The organism is Paraburkholderia phytofirmans, assembly GCF_046028095.1.
GTDB lineage: Bacteria > Pseudomonadota > Gammaproteobacteria > Burkholderiales > Burkholderiaceae > Paraburkholderia > Paraburkholderia phytofirmans_A.
Map to the genome: position 1 here is coordinate 26,058 of NZ_JAQQDJ010000025.1, position 17,137 is coordinate 43,194.

Genomic DNA, 17,137 nt, shown 5'->3' on the forward strand with positions numbered 1-17,137 from the left:
CAACTCGTCTTACCGCGGTCGAAGAAGCGGTCGCAAGTGAGACACCATCCGGCACTGCCTTGGTGCGTAGTGCGCTTCCCAAAGCGAAATACGGGTACCTGTTTCCCAGATGCAAGGAAGGGCACCCATTGTCGAACTTGGCGATGCTGATTCTGCTGAGACGTATGTCGCGGCATGGGATCACCGTGCATCGGCACCTCAAAGTATTTTCCCGTCGGCGCAAGGCCCGGCAGCAGCCAGTCGATCTCGCGATCGTGCGTCGCACAGAACACGAATTCGTCGACGATGCGGTCCGCGCCGATCGTGCGCGAAATGGGTATGAGCCGCGTGTCCTCCGGATTGGAATTCACGAAGTGATAGCGATAGAAGCGCTTCAGTTCGTCATGACCGACACCGCCGGTCATGGTCGGTACATGGTTGACATAAGGTTGCGCGACCATCGTCGGCATAATGGCATCGACGTCACGGGTCGCGAATTCATAGTAGCAGTGACGCTCCCAAAGCATGTTCAGGTCGTGAATCGGCCCCAGCGTGCCGCGCAATAGCGCGACCGTGCGCGAGTAAGCCATCGTTGCCGCGGGCTTGTCGAAGTGTGGGCGCCCCGGTGTCGCGAAGGCATGCTCGCAGCCCGGATATACATGGGCATCCAGTTGCGGACGGTCGGCGAACGCTGCAAGCATCGTTTCGCGCGCATCCGGTGAGCAGTGGGCATCCTCGCCGGCGAAGTGGAACAGCATCGGGCAGCGAATCGACGGAACTTCGTCGACGTAGGCATCGAGTCCGACACCGTAGTAGCTCACGGCGCAATCCAGATCGAGTCGTGCGGCGGCAAGCATCGCGAGTTTGCCGCCGAGACAGTAGCCGATCGCGCCAACTCTGCCAGCCAGCATCGGCAGTGCGCGCAAGGCCTTCAGTGTCGAGCCGATATCGCTTATCGCGAGATCGACATCGAGTCTTTCGTTGTAGCCGAGCGCTTCACGGAAGTCGGCTTCGCCGTAGCCCAGTTCGACACCCGGCTTCATACGCCAGAACAGATCCGGCACTAGCACCACGTAGCCTTCTTCCGCGAAGCGATCCGCCATCTCCCGCATATAGCCGTTGATGCCGAAAATTTCCTGCAACAGCACGATGCCCGGTGCGGACCCTTGGGCCGGCGTCGCGTGATAAGCACGAAAGCGCTGGCCGTCGTGACTGTCGATGTCAATAAAGGAACCCATGTTGCCGTCCGCCTTAAGGTAAGGAAAGAATTTGCGCCTGCGTCGCGGCACGGTCGAGCGCCAGATCATGCGCGAGGCCTTGCGCCATCGCGCCGATATAAACCTCGCCCGTTTCCCCCGTCAAGGCGTCGAGCACCGCATCGGCGGTAAAGGCGGGATCGAGCTTCGGGCCGTCGAAGTCACGGCTCATGTCGGTGTCGATGGCGCCAGGCAACGCGGCGAGCACACTCACGCCATGCGGTGCGAGTTCCGCGCGCAGTGATTCGGTAAGGCGTAGCGCAGCCGCTTTCGATGCGCACAGTGAACCCATTGCCGGCAGACTGACGCGCGCAAGTATCGACAACACGTTGATCATCGCGCCGCGCCGGCCGATCAGAACCGGTGCGAACGCGCGTGCCATGCGCAACGTGCCCAGGAAATTGACCTCGATCTCGGTGCGGGCATGCTCGACTGCGCGCGGCGACAAAAACGCGGACTGGTTGTTCACACCTGCATTGTTGATGAGCAGCGTGGTGTCGTCGGCAACGCGCGCGGCATTCGCCACGCTCGCTTCATCGGTGATGTCGAGCGTAACTGGAATCACGCGTGCATCAGCGTGTTCGACATGACCCCCGCGCGATGCGGCGTAGACCTTGCCGGCGCCGCGCGCAAGCAGCCGCGCGACGAACTGCGCCCCAAGGCCGCGATTCGCGCCTGAAACGAAGGCGATAGTGTGGCGATCGATCATGGGAAGCTTCTCCAGACCTTTAAACGAGTGAGAAATCGGCCGGCAGCGTGACTTCAAGCAGTTCGAGATCCGCGCTGCAACGGCGGAATGCATAAGTCGACATGCCCGGAATCGCGATGCTGTCATCGGCGCGCAGATGCCATGTCTGGTTGCCCTGAACGACTTCGAGACAGCCTGCTAGCACGAAGAAAAAGCAGAACTCGGTGTCGTGCATGCGCGATGCCTCCTGTCCTTCGCCTTGCGGACGAACCACGCGCACGCCGGCGAGGCCCTGTGTCGCCGCGCCGATTCCCGTGTCTGTCACCACGAATCCGGGGGATTTCCACGGCGTCCACGTCGCCTGCTTCGCGACATGACGCACGAAGCGTTGACCGTTGAAATCGTGCTCGGGGTCGTAGACAGTCGAGGGCAACGTCATCGCATGATCGGCCATCGTGATGTGCTCGGCGGGACTGCCGAGCTCGATGACTTCCGCGCCCGCCGAACTTTCCAGTACGCGATGACGGATCTCCGGCGGCTGCAGCACGCAGTCGCCCGCTTCGAGCAGGAAAGGCTCGCCTTGTCCTTCGTAGACGAGGCGCACCCAGCCCTTGCGGCAGAAAATGGTCTGGAAGCGGATCTTGTGGAAATGCACGTAATCGGGCACCGGGCCGCCCTGGAGAATGCGGATGTGCGATGCGATGAACGCGCCGCCATGCCGCTCGGGAAGCAGATCGCGGTAGCGCATGCCCGCGCGGCCGACACTCCAGTGCGCGTCGCCGTCCATACGCGACAACACCAACTGTTGACGCGTGGGCGGCAGCACCATCGGCGGGCTGGCATTCACGAGACGCACCGTCACGCCATTCGGGGCGATGATCTCGCGCGTTTCGCCAGGAATTTGCGCGGGGTCGTCGCAGAGCACCTGGAGCGTGTCGATGCCATTGACCACGTCGAGTCCGAGTCGCAACGTGAAGCCGTCGCGCGAGAGCATGGCGGTGCGAGGGGCGTCGGCCGGAAAGATCGCGTCGAGCCTGAATCCCAGGCTAGCGATGAAGAACTGCATCGTAGTGGGCAAATCGGTGCAATGCATCGGCATGACGATGCCGCGCACGCCTTCGATGATGGCGTCGGTGGAAGCGCGATTGATAGAGGATGAGGTCATGGAAATTCGTCTCAGTGATGAAAGGGCGGGTGGCTAGCGGTTCGCGCAGCCCGGCGGCCCTGTCAGCACGCAGGCAATACCCATGCGCCGCGGCGCCCGCGAGAAGGTGCGCGCCGTGATCAGCGTGGCAGACATTGCGCCAGTCTCGCGAAGCCCGCTTGCGTCGAGCAGACGCCCGGGGAAAAGCGCAGCGTCCGGCCGCGCGAATCGACGAACAGGCCCGCGCTCTTCAGTTGAATGACAATGTTCGCCGCATCGAGATGCGCGGGCGGTTCGACCATGATGCTCGCGCCGCGTTCGTCGTCGGCGCGTGGGGAAAGCAGGCGATAACCTTTTTCGTGGGCGAGCGCGATCAGCGCATGACACAGTTCAAGGTTGTGCGCACGCACGCTGCCCTTGGGCTGGGCGCGCATCCACGTCATGCCCGGCTGCGATGCGACGAACGGCAGCACTGAGGGCGTGCCGGTATCGAAGCGGCGCGCATCCGAGGCATACGTGAAGGCGTCGATGTTCCAGTTGAACGGATCTTCCTGGCTGAACCATCCACGCACCGCTGGTTTGGCGCCTCTTTGCAGCGTGTCCGGCGCGATATAGCCCAAGCCGGTCCCGGGTGCGCCGCACAGCCACTTCAGCGTCGACCCGCACACGAAGTCGAAAGGCGTCTCTTTCAGATCGAATGGCAGAATGCCGATGCCCTGCGTCACGTCGAGCGCCGCGAAGCTGCCGCGACGGCGTGCCTGCTCGCACATCGCGGCAAGGTTCACGCGCTTCGAGGTCAGCGAGGACACCCATGTGACCAGAGCGAGCGCGACATCGCCGCTCCAGGCTTCGATGAAGTCTTCGTCGCGCACGTAGTCTTCGCCTTCGCGTACCGGCACGGTGCGAAGCGTGAAGCCGCGCCGCTCGGCCAGGCCCGAGAGCAGGAAATGCAGGCTCGGGAAGCAGTCCGCCGCGACCAGCACGGTGCGGTTGCGCAGAACGTCGTTCGCGAGGCCGTCGAGATAACGTGCGAAGGCATCGGTCACGTTCTGTGCGCCGAATACGTTCGCATCCGGCGCGGCGATCAGCGCCGCCCAGTCCGACAACAGTTTTGCGCGTGCCGCGAGGGCGGCGTCCCAGCGTGTGTCGTCGGGTGCGCACCATGTCGTGGCGAAGTCCGCGAGCGCCTGCTTCATCGCTTCGCGGTGGCCGGGATAGACGCCAACCGAGTGATACATCAGCCAGCCGCTGAAATCGGACGTGAGGTCATGCAGAGGATCGTTCATGTTTCAGATGTGCTTGGTGAGCTTGTAGTGATAGACCGCGATGCAGGCGAGGCTCAACACTGCGCACGCCATCAGGTAGAACGCCGGCGACAGCGGATTGTGCGTCGCGCCGATCATCGCGGTGACAAGCCACGGGGTGAAGCCGCCGAACACCATCACGCCGATGTTGTAGCTGAATCCAAGGCCTGTACTTCGCATGTGAGTCGGAAAGAGCGAGGACAACACCGCCGCGAGCGGGCCGAAGTAGATCGCCTTCAACACGCCCGCAAGGACCATGATCGTCATCAGCACGGAGAACGACGGGCTCGACAGCAGCCAGGCGAAGCATGGATAGATCGTGAGGAGCGTGGCGACGGCAGAGAGCAGCATCATGCGGCTGCGCCCGTAGCGATCGGCAAGATGGCCCATGATCGGCGTGAACAGCATCAGGATGGCGCCGGTGACGACCGTTGCGGCGAAGCCTGTCGATGCCGGCAGATGCAGTTGCTTGACCGCGTACGTCGGCATGTAAAGGATCATGAGATAGCTCGCGGCCGTCGACACGGCCATGATGCCCGCGGCCAGTAGAATGCGGCCCTTGCAATGCGCGAGCAGCCCGCGCACGGGTTGATTGCGTGCCGTGGCATGAGCCGAGCCGTGTGCCGCGCCAGGCAGCGTATCGTCGATATGCTTGCGGATGTACAGGCCTACCGGCGCGACCAGCAGCCCGAAAAGAAACGGCGTGCGCCATCCCCAGGACTCGATCTGCGCCGGCGACAATTGCGTGCTGAGGGCGAGACCCGCGCACGATGCGAGCACCGTGCTCATGCCCTGACTCGAGAATTGCCAGCTCGCGAGATACGCCTTGCGCTTGCTCTTCTGCTCGATCATCAGCGCGGTACCGCTGCCGAACTCGCCGCCAGTCGAGAAGGAGATGAGAATGCGCGCCGCCATCAAGCCGATCGGCGCGGCGAGGCCTATCTGCGCATAAGTCGGAATGACGGCGCAAATGAACGTGCCAACGGTCGTCAGCGCGAGCGCGGCGAGGAGCGCGGCCTTGCGTCCGCGCCGGTCCGCATAGCGTCCGAGCAGAAGGGCGCCGAGCGGCCGGAACACATACGACAGGCCGAAGGTGCCGAACGTCATGAGCAGGGAGACGGTTTCGTCGTGCGCGGGAAAGAACAGTTTCGATAAGGTGACGGCGAAGAATCCGTACGCGGCGAAATCGAACCATTCGAGCGCGTTGCCGATGCTCGTCGCGACGATCAGGCGCCGCATGGGCTTCGGGTCCGGGTGGCGCACGTCATCGTCAATGACAGTCGAATCCATGGTGTGTGTTCCGGGTGAGGGGTAAAGGTCGGGATGAGGAAAGCGGTCAGCGGTTGAGGGGCACGCCGGGCTCGCCGAGATCCCAGAAGACGCCGGTCATCAGTTCCAGCGCTTCGCGCATGACGGGCGCGAGCACGTGCTCGTCGGGCGCGTGTTGACGGCAGCCGGGATACGAATGAGGAATCCAGATGGTCGGCAGTCCGAGCGTGTGGGCGAACGATTCATTCGGGATCGTGCCACCGAGGTTCGGCAGCAGGGTGACCGGTTTGCCGGTCGAGGTTTCTATGGACCGTTCGGTGAACGCCACCCAAGGGTTATCTGGATCGAGGCGCGTTGCCGCGCCCGATGCCTCGATGGTGACTTCGACGCCATCGAAGCCTTCCCGCGCGAGATGCGCTTCGATCAGTTCCTTGGCGCGTTTCCAGTCCGTGCCCACGACGAAGCGCAATTGACACACCGCTTCAGCCGACTGCGGAATCGCGCTGACAGGGTTGGCGACGTTGCCTGATTGCATCGCAAGCACTTCGAGCGTGTTCCACGCGAAGACGCGCTCCGCGGGAGTCAAACCGGGTTCGCCCCAATTCGGCGACAGAGGCGGATCGCCCTCGTCGTTGCCGATTTCCAGATGCGCGACGCGCGCGCGTATCTGCGGCGCAATGGCGGGCGGCAACAGGCCGTTGATGCGGATACGACCGCGACCATCGACAAGACTCGCGAGCGCATTCGCGAGCACGGTCGCCGGATTGGCGAGCACGCCGCCCCAGTTGCCGGAGTGGCGCGCGCCGAACGCATTGGTCAGCGCCAGCCGGAAATGCAGCGCCCCACGCGAGCCAAGGAACACGGTCGGCGAAGCGGCTCGCTGGCGCGGGCCGTCGGAGGCGATCAACACATCGGCGCTCAGTCGCCGGCGCAATGTCGCGCAAACGGCGTCGAGTCCCGGCGAGCCGACTTCCTCGCCCATCTCAAAGATGATCTTCGCGTTGAAACCCAGTTCGCCGCGTTCCGCGAAGACAGCCGCAAGGGCGGCAAGGTTGATCGAGTGCTGCGCCTTGTTGTCGGCGATGCCGCGTCCGTACCAACGGTCGCCCTCGACCTTCACTTGCCAGGGCGAGCGGCCAGGGCTCCAGTTGGCCGCGTCCCCGCCGACGACGTCACCGTGCCCGTACAGGAGCACGGTCGGCAACTCCGGCGACTCGATGCGCTCTCCAACGAGAAATGGCGGCATGCCGGACACCGGGTTTTCCACTATTTCGCAGGTGAAGGCAAGCGAGCCGAGTTGGCTCTGGATCTCTTCGGAAAGATAGCGGCGCAGGAGCGACGCGGCGTCGGCGCGCTGACTTTCCGTTGCGAGCGCGACGCGGCGACTGAGGGTGTCGAGGAAGGCACCGCTGTCGAAGTGCGAGCGGACTTGGGTGATGGCGCTTTGTCGGGACATATCGGTAACGTGTCTTTTTGATCGGCAGGGTGCAGATTAGCCGCGTCGAAGTGTTTTTGTATTCGCAATCAAACAAGGTACATTTGCGAGTACGTCAAACCTCATCGGTTCCCCGCGTTCCGAGCACCGCCATGCGCAAGTTGATGGAGCCATCGCTTTACTACTTTTCGGTCGTGGCCCAAGCTGGCTCGCTTACGTCCGCCACCGAGAAGCTCGGCCTGACCGTGTCTGCGCTGAGCCGGCATATTGCCAAGCTGGAGGGCGATATCGGCGTGCCTTTGTTCGAGCGGCACGCACGCGGCATGGTCCTATCGCATGCGGGACGGCTGCTGTTGCGTCATGCGCAACGCACCATTTCCGACGCGCAGGCCGTCTTCGACGAAATTCAGGGCGACGAGAGGCGTCGCGCGCGCACGCTCACGATTGCCTGCACGGAGGGCTTTGCATTCGACTTCCTGCCGGTCTCACTGGGCGCGTTTTGCCAGCAACATCCCGATGTTGCAATTCAGCTCGAAGTCGTGCCTTCGGAGCGCGCAAGCCAGATGATTCTGTCGGGCGAGGCGTCGATCGCGCTCGCATTCAGCTTCAAGCCGGAACCGGGTGTCGTCGTGCAGTTCACGCAGCGCGCGCCGGTCATGGCGTTGATGCACGAGACGCACCCGCTCGCGGGCAAGGCGAAGATCGCGCTGAAGGATCTCAGTTCGTATCCGGTACTGCTTCAGGACAAAGGCACGACGAATCGACAGTTGTTCGACATTGCCTGCAACGTCGAGAACGTCGAGATCACGCCGCTGATGACGAGTCGGTATGTCGCCGCGCTGTACCGCTTCGAGTTGGCGGTGCCGGAGGCGATCATGCCGTCGGGTTACGTTTCTGTCGCGAAGCGACTTGCCGTGGATCGAATGACGGCCATTCCATTCGACAATCCGCTTCTGACGCAGCGCCGTCTTCAGGTGCTGACGCTTGCCGGACGGAGTCTCGACGAGCTTGCACAGTCATGTCTCGATTGGATCGTTCACGATTTGAGGCAGTCGTAGTTTGGAATGGCCTGCCAACCCGAAAATCCCTTTACGACGGCAACGGCAAATAGCTGGAAACCAAGGTCCCGTGGGCACTGTCAGGTTGATGGAGCGGTGGCGCTAGAATGAAGCGAGGAAGAAGACAAGATCGCTTTATCACGGCCACCGCTTCCCTGCCGTCATCATCAGTTGCGCGGTTCGCTGGTATTTCCGGTTCAGTCTGAGCCTGCGGGACGTCGAGGATTTGTTGCTCGAGCGAGGTGTGGTGGTCGCGTACGAAACGATCCGTTGCTGGTGCGACAAGTTCTGCGCCAAATTCGCTCAGTGCGCGAAAGAAGCGCGGCGCAAGCCGGGCAGCACATGGCATCTGGAAGAGATGTTCGTGACGCTCGCGCGGCGAGCCGTATCTGTTGTGGCGAGCGGTCGACGAGCATGGTGCTGAACTCGACGTGTTGGTGCAGAAGCGGCGCGACAAGGCTGCGGCGAAGCGCTTCTTCCGGAGGGTGCTGCGTTCAAACCCGGTGCCGCGCAAGATCGTGACCGACCGGTTGCGCAGCTATCCGGCAGCGAAGGCTGACATTCCCGAGCTCGCTCACGTGAAGCACGTTTTCGTCAAGGCGGCTGCACGCGGTCTTACTCGACCACCTAAGCAACGCGACACTGCCTCTGCGGCCGAAGTTGTGCCGTCCGCGCTAAGCCAAAATCCTCTGCATTACCTTCATACCCGCGGTCCGTGTCGATCCTCGGAGAAGATGTCGTCGCTCACGCACCTGATCATTCAGCGCCTGCGCCTATATATGCATGCCCTCAATCCGGTCCACCGCATACGTTTGCAGAACCCATGAAGTAAATGGCAAAAAATAGAATGCGAGCGCGGTGCAAATCGGGAAGGCGGTCGTATTCTGATGGTACGTTCTGAATCTCAGATCTTGGTACTGTTTGATGGCTCAAAAGGAGCGTAGCCTTTCCGTATCAAGACCGCCAACCGATTCAGATCTGAAGTCAAGCTGGTAGGGATCGGTTTGAATTGGAATATGAATCGATTTGGTAAGCCTGCCCTTTTTTCCTAAAACTCGAGGCATGTCCTGCTCCAAGGATAACGATCACCCGAAACGATCGTGCGGCATCCACGAGACAGGCGACCTTGAACCAGATCAAGGAAGATACAACTGTGTCAATTTACGGAACTTCCAACATCCAGATCCCGGACAGCAAATTGGCGCGCGAAGCGACCGAACTGGTTCGCGACACCGAAGGCGAACTGCTTTTCAGCCACTCTGTTCGTGTCTACTTTTGGGGCGCTCTCCTTGGGCAGCGAAGGGGTTTGGTCTTCGATCCGGAACTGCTGTATGTCGCGGCTTTGTTCCACGACATTGGTCTGACGTCGATCTATGGTGAGAGTCAACTTCGCTTCGAAGTGGACGGCGCAAACGCCGCGCGCGATTTTCTGCGCAGCCATCACGTCACTGAAGCCGACATAAATAAGGTTTGGGCCGCTGTCGCCCTCCATACGACACCTGGCATCCCGGAGCACATGCACCCTGAGATCGCCCTGGTACAGGCCGGCGCGGGGATGGATGTGGCGGGGCGCGGCTTTGAGCACTTCACAGACGAGCAACGTGCCGCAGTGATCGCCGCATATCCGCGGCAATCCGATTTCGCCAACAAGATGATCGACGCGTTCTATCAAGGTATGAAGCATCGACCGGCCAGTACGTTTGGCACCTTCAACGACGACTTTCTCGCTCATAAAGATCCGAGCTTTCAGCGAGTGAATTTATGTAGCGTCATCCTGAACTCGCATTGGGAGGGGGAGGCGTTTCGGATTCTTGCTCCCGATCATGCTCGCAGTACGCCTGGCTGAGGCGCTTAAGAGTTGCTGTTTCCTCCGATGATAGTCCACATCAGAAAAGAGAGAATGCGTGTAACGAAGCAACCTGCTATCGACGTCGATGACGTTCGCACGGGAGTTCATGATGACTAATCTGGATTTGAATTTGCTACGGATCTTTGACGCTATCCTCCGCGAGCGCAAGGTGCTTCGCGTAAGCGAAGCGATCAACCTGAGTCCGTCGGCCGTCAGGCACGCGCTGTAACGACTGTGAGCATTCTTCAATAATGAGCGGTTTGTACGAACAGTCACAGGGACGGAGCTGACGGCCCGCGCGCCAGAGATGGCGCCACTCGTGCGTGATGCGCTTGTCACGATCGAGCGCGCGCTGGCCCGAAGCAGTTCGACCCTGGTAGCTCCGACCGGAGTTTCTGTATCGCCGCGACCGACTATATGACCGCGGTCGTGTTGCCACAATTCTTCCGGGCCATGGCGATCGCTGCACCGCGTGCAAGTGTCACGCTATGGCCGGCCATCAGAATCGAATTGACTACGCAGATCGAAGGGGCCGCATAGAGATTGCACTAGGTTCGTTTTTGCATGTCCCGCCGCGGCTTCGCAAGCAAACGCTGTTTGAAGAGCGCGACATGTTGGTTACCGCTACTGATCACCCATTCGCTGGCGGCAAGGTCGGATTGGACCAGCTTGCGCTGTGGCAGCATCGACGAGTAGATCGCACCTATTTTGCTCCTGACGTCCGACGAAGCAGGCTATATCATCGGTGCCATATTGTCGGTCGCAGGTGGGGACAACGGCTGAAGTTGCCGAGGTTCGAATGTTTGCATAACGAGGAAATAATTCATGAGCGAACGTAAAGCCATCGTCCCTGTTGGGATGGAAGCAGTGTACGAAAAGATCCGCTATGCCCCCGCGGTCAAGGTCGGCAACACCATTTATGTGTCTGGCCAGATTGGCCGTAGTGCAGCCATGCAACTTGTGGAGGATCGCGAGGCCCAGATAGCTCAGGCCTTTGAAAATCTCAAACACGTGCTGGCCACCGCAGGTGCGTCGTTGAGCGACGTGGTCGACCTGACCACTTTCCATACCGACATGCGCGACTTGCCGCTTTTCATGCAAATTCGTGATCGGTATCTCACGACAGACCCTTTGCCGGCGTGGACAGCGGTAGGTGCTCACATGCTCGGAGGAGCGGCGGGCTATATCGTTGAAATCAAGGCTGTGGCGGTACTGACTGAGTAACGCAGGAGCGTTATCGCTTCGAGGCGAGCTTGTGTGAGAAAGTGGCAACCCCTGTTCTGATGTGCCGTGATCACTTCTCGCGAAGAGCGATCCGGTGCTCGTGGGAAGTTGCCTTTTACCGGTTGCCTGGTAGCGGGTGTGCGACTGCGCCCGGCATGAGATCCGCAATCGTCTTCCTCAACCAGACGTTGCCCGCGTCGCGATGAAAACGGGCATGCCAGTATTGGCGTACCGCGTAGTGGGGTAGATCATATGGAACATCCATATGTCGAATCGGTTCCCTCGATTGCATTGCAAGCGCATAGTAGCGAGGCACAGTCGCAATGAGTTCTGTCTCACCCACGATCTGAGCAACCCCCAGAAAGCTCGGCACACGCAGTGTAATGTTGCGAGTGACACCGACGGACGCAAGCGCGTCTTCAACCATGGCCATGTGTCCCGTGCCCAGCGCGGATACCGCGACATGCCTCTCTTCACAAAAGGCGGCCTGGCTCAAGCACCTTCCAATGCGAGGATGGGAAACGCTAACGATACATTGAAAGTCCTGTTGAAACAGAGACTGCGTGTAGAAGCCTGTATCGAGCTGAGGCATATATCCCACCGCCAGATCCACTGCGGCATCTTCCAGTCGACGCGCCGACTCCGAACTGATTTTCTCTGTCTCGATTCGGATTCCCAGTGCGTTGGACTGCAGGTAGTTGAGCAGTCTGGGGAGTAGCGATATTTCGCCAAGGTCGGTCATGCACAACCTGAAGACGCGCTGCGCGTTGGCCGGATCAAAAGCGGCCGCGCCTGCTTTGGCAGCCTCGAGATTTTCCCTGACTTGATGCAGTACCGGATGCAACTCATCGGCGCGTGGCGTTGGCAGCATGCCACGCGACGTACGAATGAAGAGTTTATCTCCGTAGTAAGCACGTAGGCGATTGAGCGCAGTACTTGCAGCACCTTGCGTCATTCCAAGCTTGTCTGCTGCGCGAGTGACGCTAAGGGTCGTATATATCTCGTCGAAGACTGAAATCCATTCCAGATCGATCGATGCCATGCGCGGCTCCCTGTGATATCAAAACTTTCGATACATTGTATTGCGTCACGCGGTTGTCGGGCTATTTACGTGGTGCGAGAATCCAGACACCTTTTCTTGTGATGCGACCGATTTCCAGACGGAATCGAAGAGCCCGATCCAAAGCCCGACAGCGGCAAGCTCAGGACGTCCGCATCTACTCCTGAACCAGCAGAAAGAGCGCTAGCAAATAATCTATCCGGGACAATGACGTCATGCGAAACAATGTTCTATCGCGAGAGAAGACACCACTCAAAACGCTCGCTTCAGAGGTTTGGCGTTGGGGTGCCGCGGACATTGCAGAGCAGGTTCGACTGGGATCTATTTCATGCGTAGAGGTGTTGCAAGCTTTTCATCAACGCATTGAGTCCGTGAACCCGAGCTTGAATGCGATAGTTCACGAGGACCGCGAGCAATCGGTCGGCGCTGCGCGGCAGCTGGACGAATTGCGCCGGCGAACGCCGCATGAGGCAGGCATTCTATGTGGCGTCCCCATCACCATCAAACTCAACGTAGACGTGGCGGGCGAAGCTACTACGAATGGCGTGCCTGCGTTTTCCCGGCGAGTCGCACCGGCCGACAGCGCTGTGGTGACCAATCTTCGTCGCGCCGATGCGATCATCAATGGTCGCACGAACGTGCCGCCGTTTTCGTTCCGATGGTTTACCGAAGGACCGCTACACGGACGAACGCTTAATCCGTGGAGCACGGATATCACATCAGGTGGATCAAGCGGTGGCGCCGCCGTATCGGTGGCCACGGGGATGTGTGCGGTTGCACACGGCACCGACATTGCCGGATCGGTCCGCTACCCGGCGTACGTCAATGGCGTGGTTGGTCTCCGCACTACTCCGGGACGTATACCGGCTTATCACCCGACAACTGCGCAGCGCTTTTATGGTCTTCAATCGATGTCGGCACAAGGGCCGCTTGCGAGGTCCGTTGCGGATGCGCACTTAGGTTTGCTTGGCATGCTCGGGGCGGACACGCGCGATTCAACGTGGGTGAACGCGCGCCTGGAGCACGACGATGACGCAATGCCGGTAAAGGTCGCGTTGGTCGACGAAATCCCGAATGCACTCGTGAGCGACGAAGTAAGAAGGGCACTCCATCAGGCCGCTGCATCCCTTGCTGCTGCGGGCTATGTGGTGGAGCGTGCACAGCCTCCGGCAATCGAGCAGTGCGTCGAAATCTGGCAGTCGATCGTCATGACGGAATCCCGTTACGGGATGATTGCGGCAGTGGACGAAACGGGTGACCCCTCGATCATGCAGTCGGTTCACAACATGGCAGCGTGTGCACCATCAGTCGACCTGGGCGGCTACATCAAGGCTATTGCGCGGCGTGACGAGATGCGCCGCAGATGGAACGAGTTCCTGCGCAGATATCCTATTTTGCTGATGCCTGCGTCTTGCCGCATGCCTCAACCCTGGGGGGCGGATCTCGGAACTGTTGATGACATGCGGGAACTCGTCGCTACTCAAAGCCCGCTAATTGCTGTGGCTGCGCTTGGACTGCCAGGCATAAGCGTTCCGACTGGGATGTCGAATGGACTACCGGTTGGAGTCCAACTGGTTGCGGATGGCTTTCGGGAAATTCGTCTGCTTTGCGCCGCATCGATAGTCGAACGGGAAGCCCAGCTTGAATCTGCGTTGGACTATAGGGCGAGTTAGTTTCTCATCCAGAGGGAATCGATTCTCGCGCCCCTGACATGTTGAAGCGGAGCGGCATATACAAACAATGCGCACGGATGGACGTGTGCAATCAGGAGACAAACAATGTCATTAACCAACTCATCAGTGAAAACGTTCAATATAGAAAGTTTTATAGACCGCCAAAAGGTTTCAGCCTATCAATGGGTGATTCTCGGACTGTGTTTCCTGATCGTGGCCGCCGATGGATTCGATACGGCAGCCGCCGGATTCATTGCACCGGCAATCGCGAAGGACTGGGGGCTAACACGGTTTGCCCTTGGGCCGCTACTCAGTGCCGCTCTCATTGGATCCGTATTGGGAGCCTTGATCTCTGGTCCGCTCGCGGACAAGATTGGTAGAAAGCGCGTGCTTGCCGTCTCAGTTCTGGTGTTCGGCGTATTGACCCTTGCTTGCGCAAAGGCCGGTTCCCTTCAGGAACTGACGTTCTTGCGGTTAGTAAGTGGCATCGGCTTAGGCGCCGCCATGCCGAATGCTACGACGATGGTGTCGGAGTACATGCCGAAAAAGCACAGGGCACTTCTGGTGAACATCATGTTCTGTGGCTTTACGCTAGGCGCGTCCGCCGGTGGGCTTGCGGCAGCGGCCCTTATCCCGGCGTTCGGATGGCAAAGTATTTTCCTCGTTGGCGGTGTCGTACCCTTTCTGCTAGCCCTTGTGTTGTTCGCGTGGCTGCCCGAGTCGGTTCGATTCATGGTGGTCAACTCCTGGCCGACGGAGAAGATCAATATGGTGCTGGGCCGTATCGCGGGAAAAGCGATGGCGGAGAAGCATTTCACGATTGGTGAAACTGCGAACCAGGGCCGGAATTCGCCTGTCGCATTGATCCTGTCGAAGGGGTTTAGAAGCGGAAGCCTGCTTTTGTGGGTGACTTACTTTATGGGGCTATTAGTCTATTACCTGATGACGAGTTGGCTCCCCACCTTGATGAAAGACGGCGGAATGAGCTTGCAACAGGCGTCGCTCATCACGGCGCTGTTCCCACTCGGTGGAGGTTTGGGGGCAATCGTCTGCGGTTTGCTGATGGATCGTGTCAACGCTCACCGGGTGGTGGCATTCACCTACGTCCTGGCGGGCGTCTTTATCTGGTGCGTCGGGCAGTCTGTCGGAAATACGCTGTTCGTTGGTTTATTGACATTTTTGGCGGGCAGCTGCATGGCTGGCGCTCAGATATCGATGCCGGTTCTCGCTGCGGCCTTCTATCCGACTAACGGGCGCGCATCGGGTGTCGCATGGATGCTCGGTATCGGGCGTATCGGCGGGATCGTGGGTGCCTTTGCCGGAGCTGTCATGCTACAGGCCGGTTTTGGAATCGAGGCGATTCTTCAGGTTCTGGCATTCCCAGTATTCGTCGCAGCCGGTGCGCTGTTATTAAAAAATCATCTGGCTAAAAGGCGGATCGCTTTCGATTCGATTGCGCGAGAGCCTCATTCGGAAACTAACTAGCTAGCGATCGCCCCGACGCGCCCGCCCGCATGTGGCTCCGCGATCCCCGGGGAATGTCTTCCATGAGGCGAAACCCACCTGGAATGAGCCCTCGATGATCAAACACATTGCCGAGCCGAAGCTAGACCTCTGTGTGGACCGGAGCATCGGGACACCGCTTCACCAGCAAATCTCGGAGCGCATCAAAGGTGCGATCTCTGCAGGCTCTCTAGCGCCGGGCGCGCGCCTTCCTTCGTCCCGTAGCTTGGCGTCCCAACTTTCGGTTTCTCGCGCAACCGTCGAGCTTGCATACAGCATCCTCGCCGGCGAAGGGTATCTGAACCGTCAACACGCCGCGGGCACGCGTGTGGAATTGCGTCCAATTGGACTGCCGCCGGCACCCGCAACACGGTCACCGCAACCATTGATGCCCGGCCTGGCCTCGGAAGCCGCTCAACTTCCCCGTCCGTTTCAAATAGGCCTCCCGGCGCTCGATGCATTTCCGCGCAAGCTATGGTCAAGGCTGGCTGGCCGCCACGCAAGATCTCTTCCGCTCTCCAAGATGGTGTACCAGGCAACGGGTGGCTTTGGCCCTCTGCGGCAGGCGATCGCGAGCCATCTGGTGGTCGGCCGCGGCATTCCATGCAGCGAGGATCAGATCTTTATCACTGCGGGGTTCCTCGGGGCATTGGCATTGATCGCGCGCACCTTGCTAAGCAAGGGGGACGAGGTCTGGGTCGAAGACCCCAGCTTTTCGCCGGCGCGTCACACACTCGAACTCGCCGGCGGTCATTTGATTCCGGTTCCGGTAGATGACGAAGGGATAAATGTGCCGGCGGGAATTGCACTTGCCCCAGCCGCTCGACTCGCGCTGGTCACTCCGGCAGCGCAGTTCCCGCTTGGGGTCGCGCTCTCAATTCGGCGGCGCTCACAACTCATGTCATGGGCGGCCGAAGCGGGGGCGTGGGTGATTGAGGATGATTACGGCAGCGAAGTCAGTCGCCTGGATAGACCCGTATCAGCGCTCAAGCGCATCGACTTCGGGGAGCGGGTACTGCACGTCGGTTCGTTCAGCAATGTTCTGTTTCCCGGCCTGCGTTTGGGCTATCTGGCCGTGCCGGCTTCGCTAGCCGCGGACTTCGAACGCACGTCCGCGTTGCTGCCCTTACAACAGTCACTACTCGATCAGATGGTCGTGTGTGATTTCATCACCCAAGGCCACTTCGGCCGCCATCTGGCGCGGATGCGGAGCCTGTACGCCGAACGCAAGGACGCACTCGTCGACGCACTAACGGATGTTCTCGGCAACTCGTTTAAAGTGAAAGACACGGGAAGCATGCACGTGCTGTTGCGCTTGCCCGCAAATTCCGACGACGTTGTTCTGGCAAATCTGGCTCGCGCGCACGGAATGGCGATAACCGCGTTATCTCCGATGGGTTTGCGGGCAAGGACGGGCCCGGGTCTGCTGTTGGGGTTCACGAATATCGCCCCGGATGCGGCAAAAGATGCTGCGCGGCATTTAAAAAGCTTGCTCGCCATACCGGTCTCACCGCAACACCGATTGAGCCGGGGCGCACGAATGGTGCCCCTGGAGGCCGATATTTCATCCGACGCTCTCTCCAACCACATTTAGCCGCCATGACGCGGACTCGTCGACGCCCGTTTCGGTGAGCATGGCTCTGCTTCCTCTTTTGCGCCTTTAATTCGCGCGCCTTCAATGCCAGGAGGCCAATG

12 protein-coding genes and 2 pseudogenes are annotated in these 17,137 nt (G+C 60.0%); 7 read left to right on the forward strand and 7 right to left on the reverse strand.

The genetic code is table 11. The features are described from left to right. Positions 1-143: 143 nt before the first annotated feature. From PQR54_RS37580 to PQR54_RS37605, 6 genes and pseudogenes are all read right to left on the reverse strand, one after another. Positions 144-1,217 (reverse strand): annotated as a pseudogene (locus PQR54_RS37580) (dienelactone hydrolase family protein); the annotation flags it as partial. 13 nt (positions 1,218-1,230) lie between these two features. Continuing rightward, complete coding sequence (locus tag PQR54_RS37585; protein WP_408254973.1) at positions 1,231-1,944, reverse strand: SDR family NAD(P)-dependent oxidoreductase; 714 nt, start codon at positions 1,942-1,944, stop codon at positions 1,231-1,233. 19 nt (positions 1,945-1,963) lie between these two features. Further along, positions 1,964-3,088 carry a cupin domain-containing protein gene (locus tag PQR54_RS37590; protein ID WP_408254975.1) on the reverse strand — a complete coding sequence of 375 codons (1,125 nt, stop codon included), beginning with the start codon at positions 3,086-3,088 and terminating at the stop codon, positions 1,964-1,966. Positions 3,089-3,207: 119 nt separating this feature from the next. Then, positions 3,208-4,353, reverse strand: a complete 1,146-nt coding sequence (locus PQR54_RS37595) for an aminotransferase class V-fold PLP-dependent enzyme (RefSeq protein ID WP_408254977.1) — start codon at positions 4,351-4,353, stop codon at positions 3,208-3,210. Between the two features lie 3 nt (positions 4,354-4,356). Continuing rightward, positions 4,357-5,661, reverse strand: a complete 1,305-nt coding sequence (locus tag PQR54_RS37600) for an MFS transporter (protein WP_408254979.1) — start codon at positions 5,659-5,661, stop codon at positions 4,357-4,359. A gap of 46 nt (positions 5,662-5,707) precedes the next feature. Then, complete coding sequence (locus tag PQR54_RS37605) at positions 5,708-7,096, reverse strand: M20 family metallopeptidase (RefSeq protein ID WP_408254981.1); 1,389 nt, start codon at positions 7,094-7,096, stop codon at positions 5,708-5,710. 131 nt (positions 7,097-7,227) lie between these two features. Here PQR54_RS37605 and PQR54_RS37610 point away from each other — a divergent pair, with 131 nt between their 5' ends. The 4 genes and pseudogenes from PQR54_RS37610 (at position 7,228) to PQR54_RS37625 (ending at position 11,206) form a co-directional block, all read left to right on the forward strand. Continuing rightward, positions 7,228-8,133, forward strand: a complete 906-nt coding sequence (locus PQR54_RS37610; protein WP_408254983.1) for a LysR family transcriptional regulator — start codon at positions 7,228-7,230, stop codon at positions 8,131-8,133. Positions 8,134-8,296: 163 nt separating this feature from the next. Next, a pseudogene (locus tag PQR54_RS37615) lies at positions 8,297-8,744 on the forward strand (IS6 family transposase); the annotation flags it as partial. 524 nt (positions 8,745-9,268) lie between these two features. Further along, the gene (locus tag PQR54_RS37620; protein ID WP_408255032.1) at positions 9,269-9,979 is read left to right on the forward strand and encodes an HD domain-containing protein; all 711 of its coding nucleotides are present in this window, start codon (positions 9,269-9,271) and stop codon (positions 9,977-9,979) included. 828 nt (positions 9,980-10,807) lie between these two features. Then, entirely contained in the window at positions 10,808-11,206 is a 399-nt protein-coding gene (locus PQR54_RS37625; RefSeq protein ID WP_408254986.1) for a RidA family protein, read from the forward strand. 115 nt (positions 11,207-11,321) lie between these two features. Here the strand turns inward: PQR54_RS37625 and PQR54_RS37630 are convergent, their stop codons facing one another. Continuing rightward, on the reverse strand, positions 11,322-12,248 hold the full coding sequence (locus tag PQR54_RS37630) for a LysR family transcriptional regulator (protein WP_408254989.1): 927 nt from the start codon (positions 12,246-12,248) through the stop codon (positions 11,322-11,324). 233 nt (positions 12,249-12,481) lie between these two features. On the opposite strand from PQR54_RS37630, the gene PQR54_RS37635 reads away from it, so the two are divergent. The 3 genes from PQR54_RS37635 (at position 12,482) to pdxR (ending at position 17,036) form a co-directional block, all read left to right on the forward strand. Continuing rightward, positions 12,482-13,939, forward strand: a complete 1,458-nt coding sequence (locus tag PQR54_RS37635) for an amidase (protein WP_408254990.1) — start codon at positions 12,482-12,484, stop codon at positions 13,937-13,939. A gap of 105 nt (positions 13,940-14,044) precedes the next feature. Further along, positions 14,045-15,424 carry an MFS transporter gene (locus PQR54_RS37640; protein ID WP_408254992.1) on the forward strand — a complete coding sequence of 460 codons (1,380 nt, stop codon included), beginning with the start codon at positions 14,045-14,047 and terminating at the stop codon, positions 15,422-15,424. Positions 15,425-15,518: 94 nt separating this feature from the next. Beyond that, complete coding sequence (gene pdxR / locus PQR54_RS37645; RefSeq protein ID WP_408254994.1) at positions 15,519-17,036, forward strand: MocR-like pyridoxine biosynthesis transcription factor PdxR; 1,518 nt, start codon at positions 15,519-15,521, stop codon at positions 17,034-17,036. Positions 17,037-17,137 lie beyond the last annotated feature (101 nt).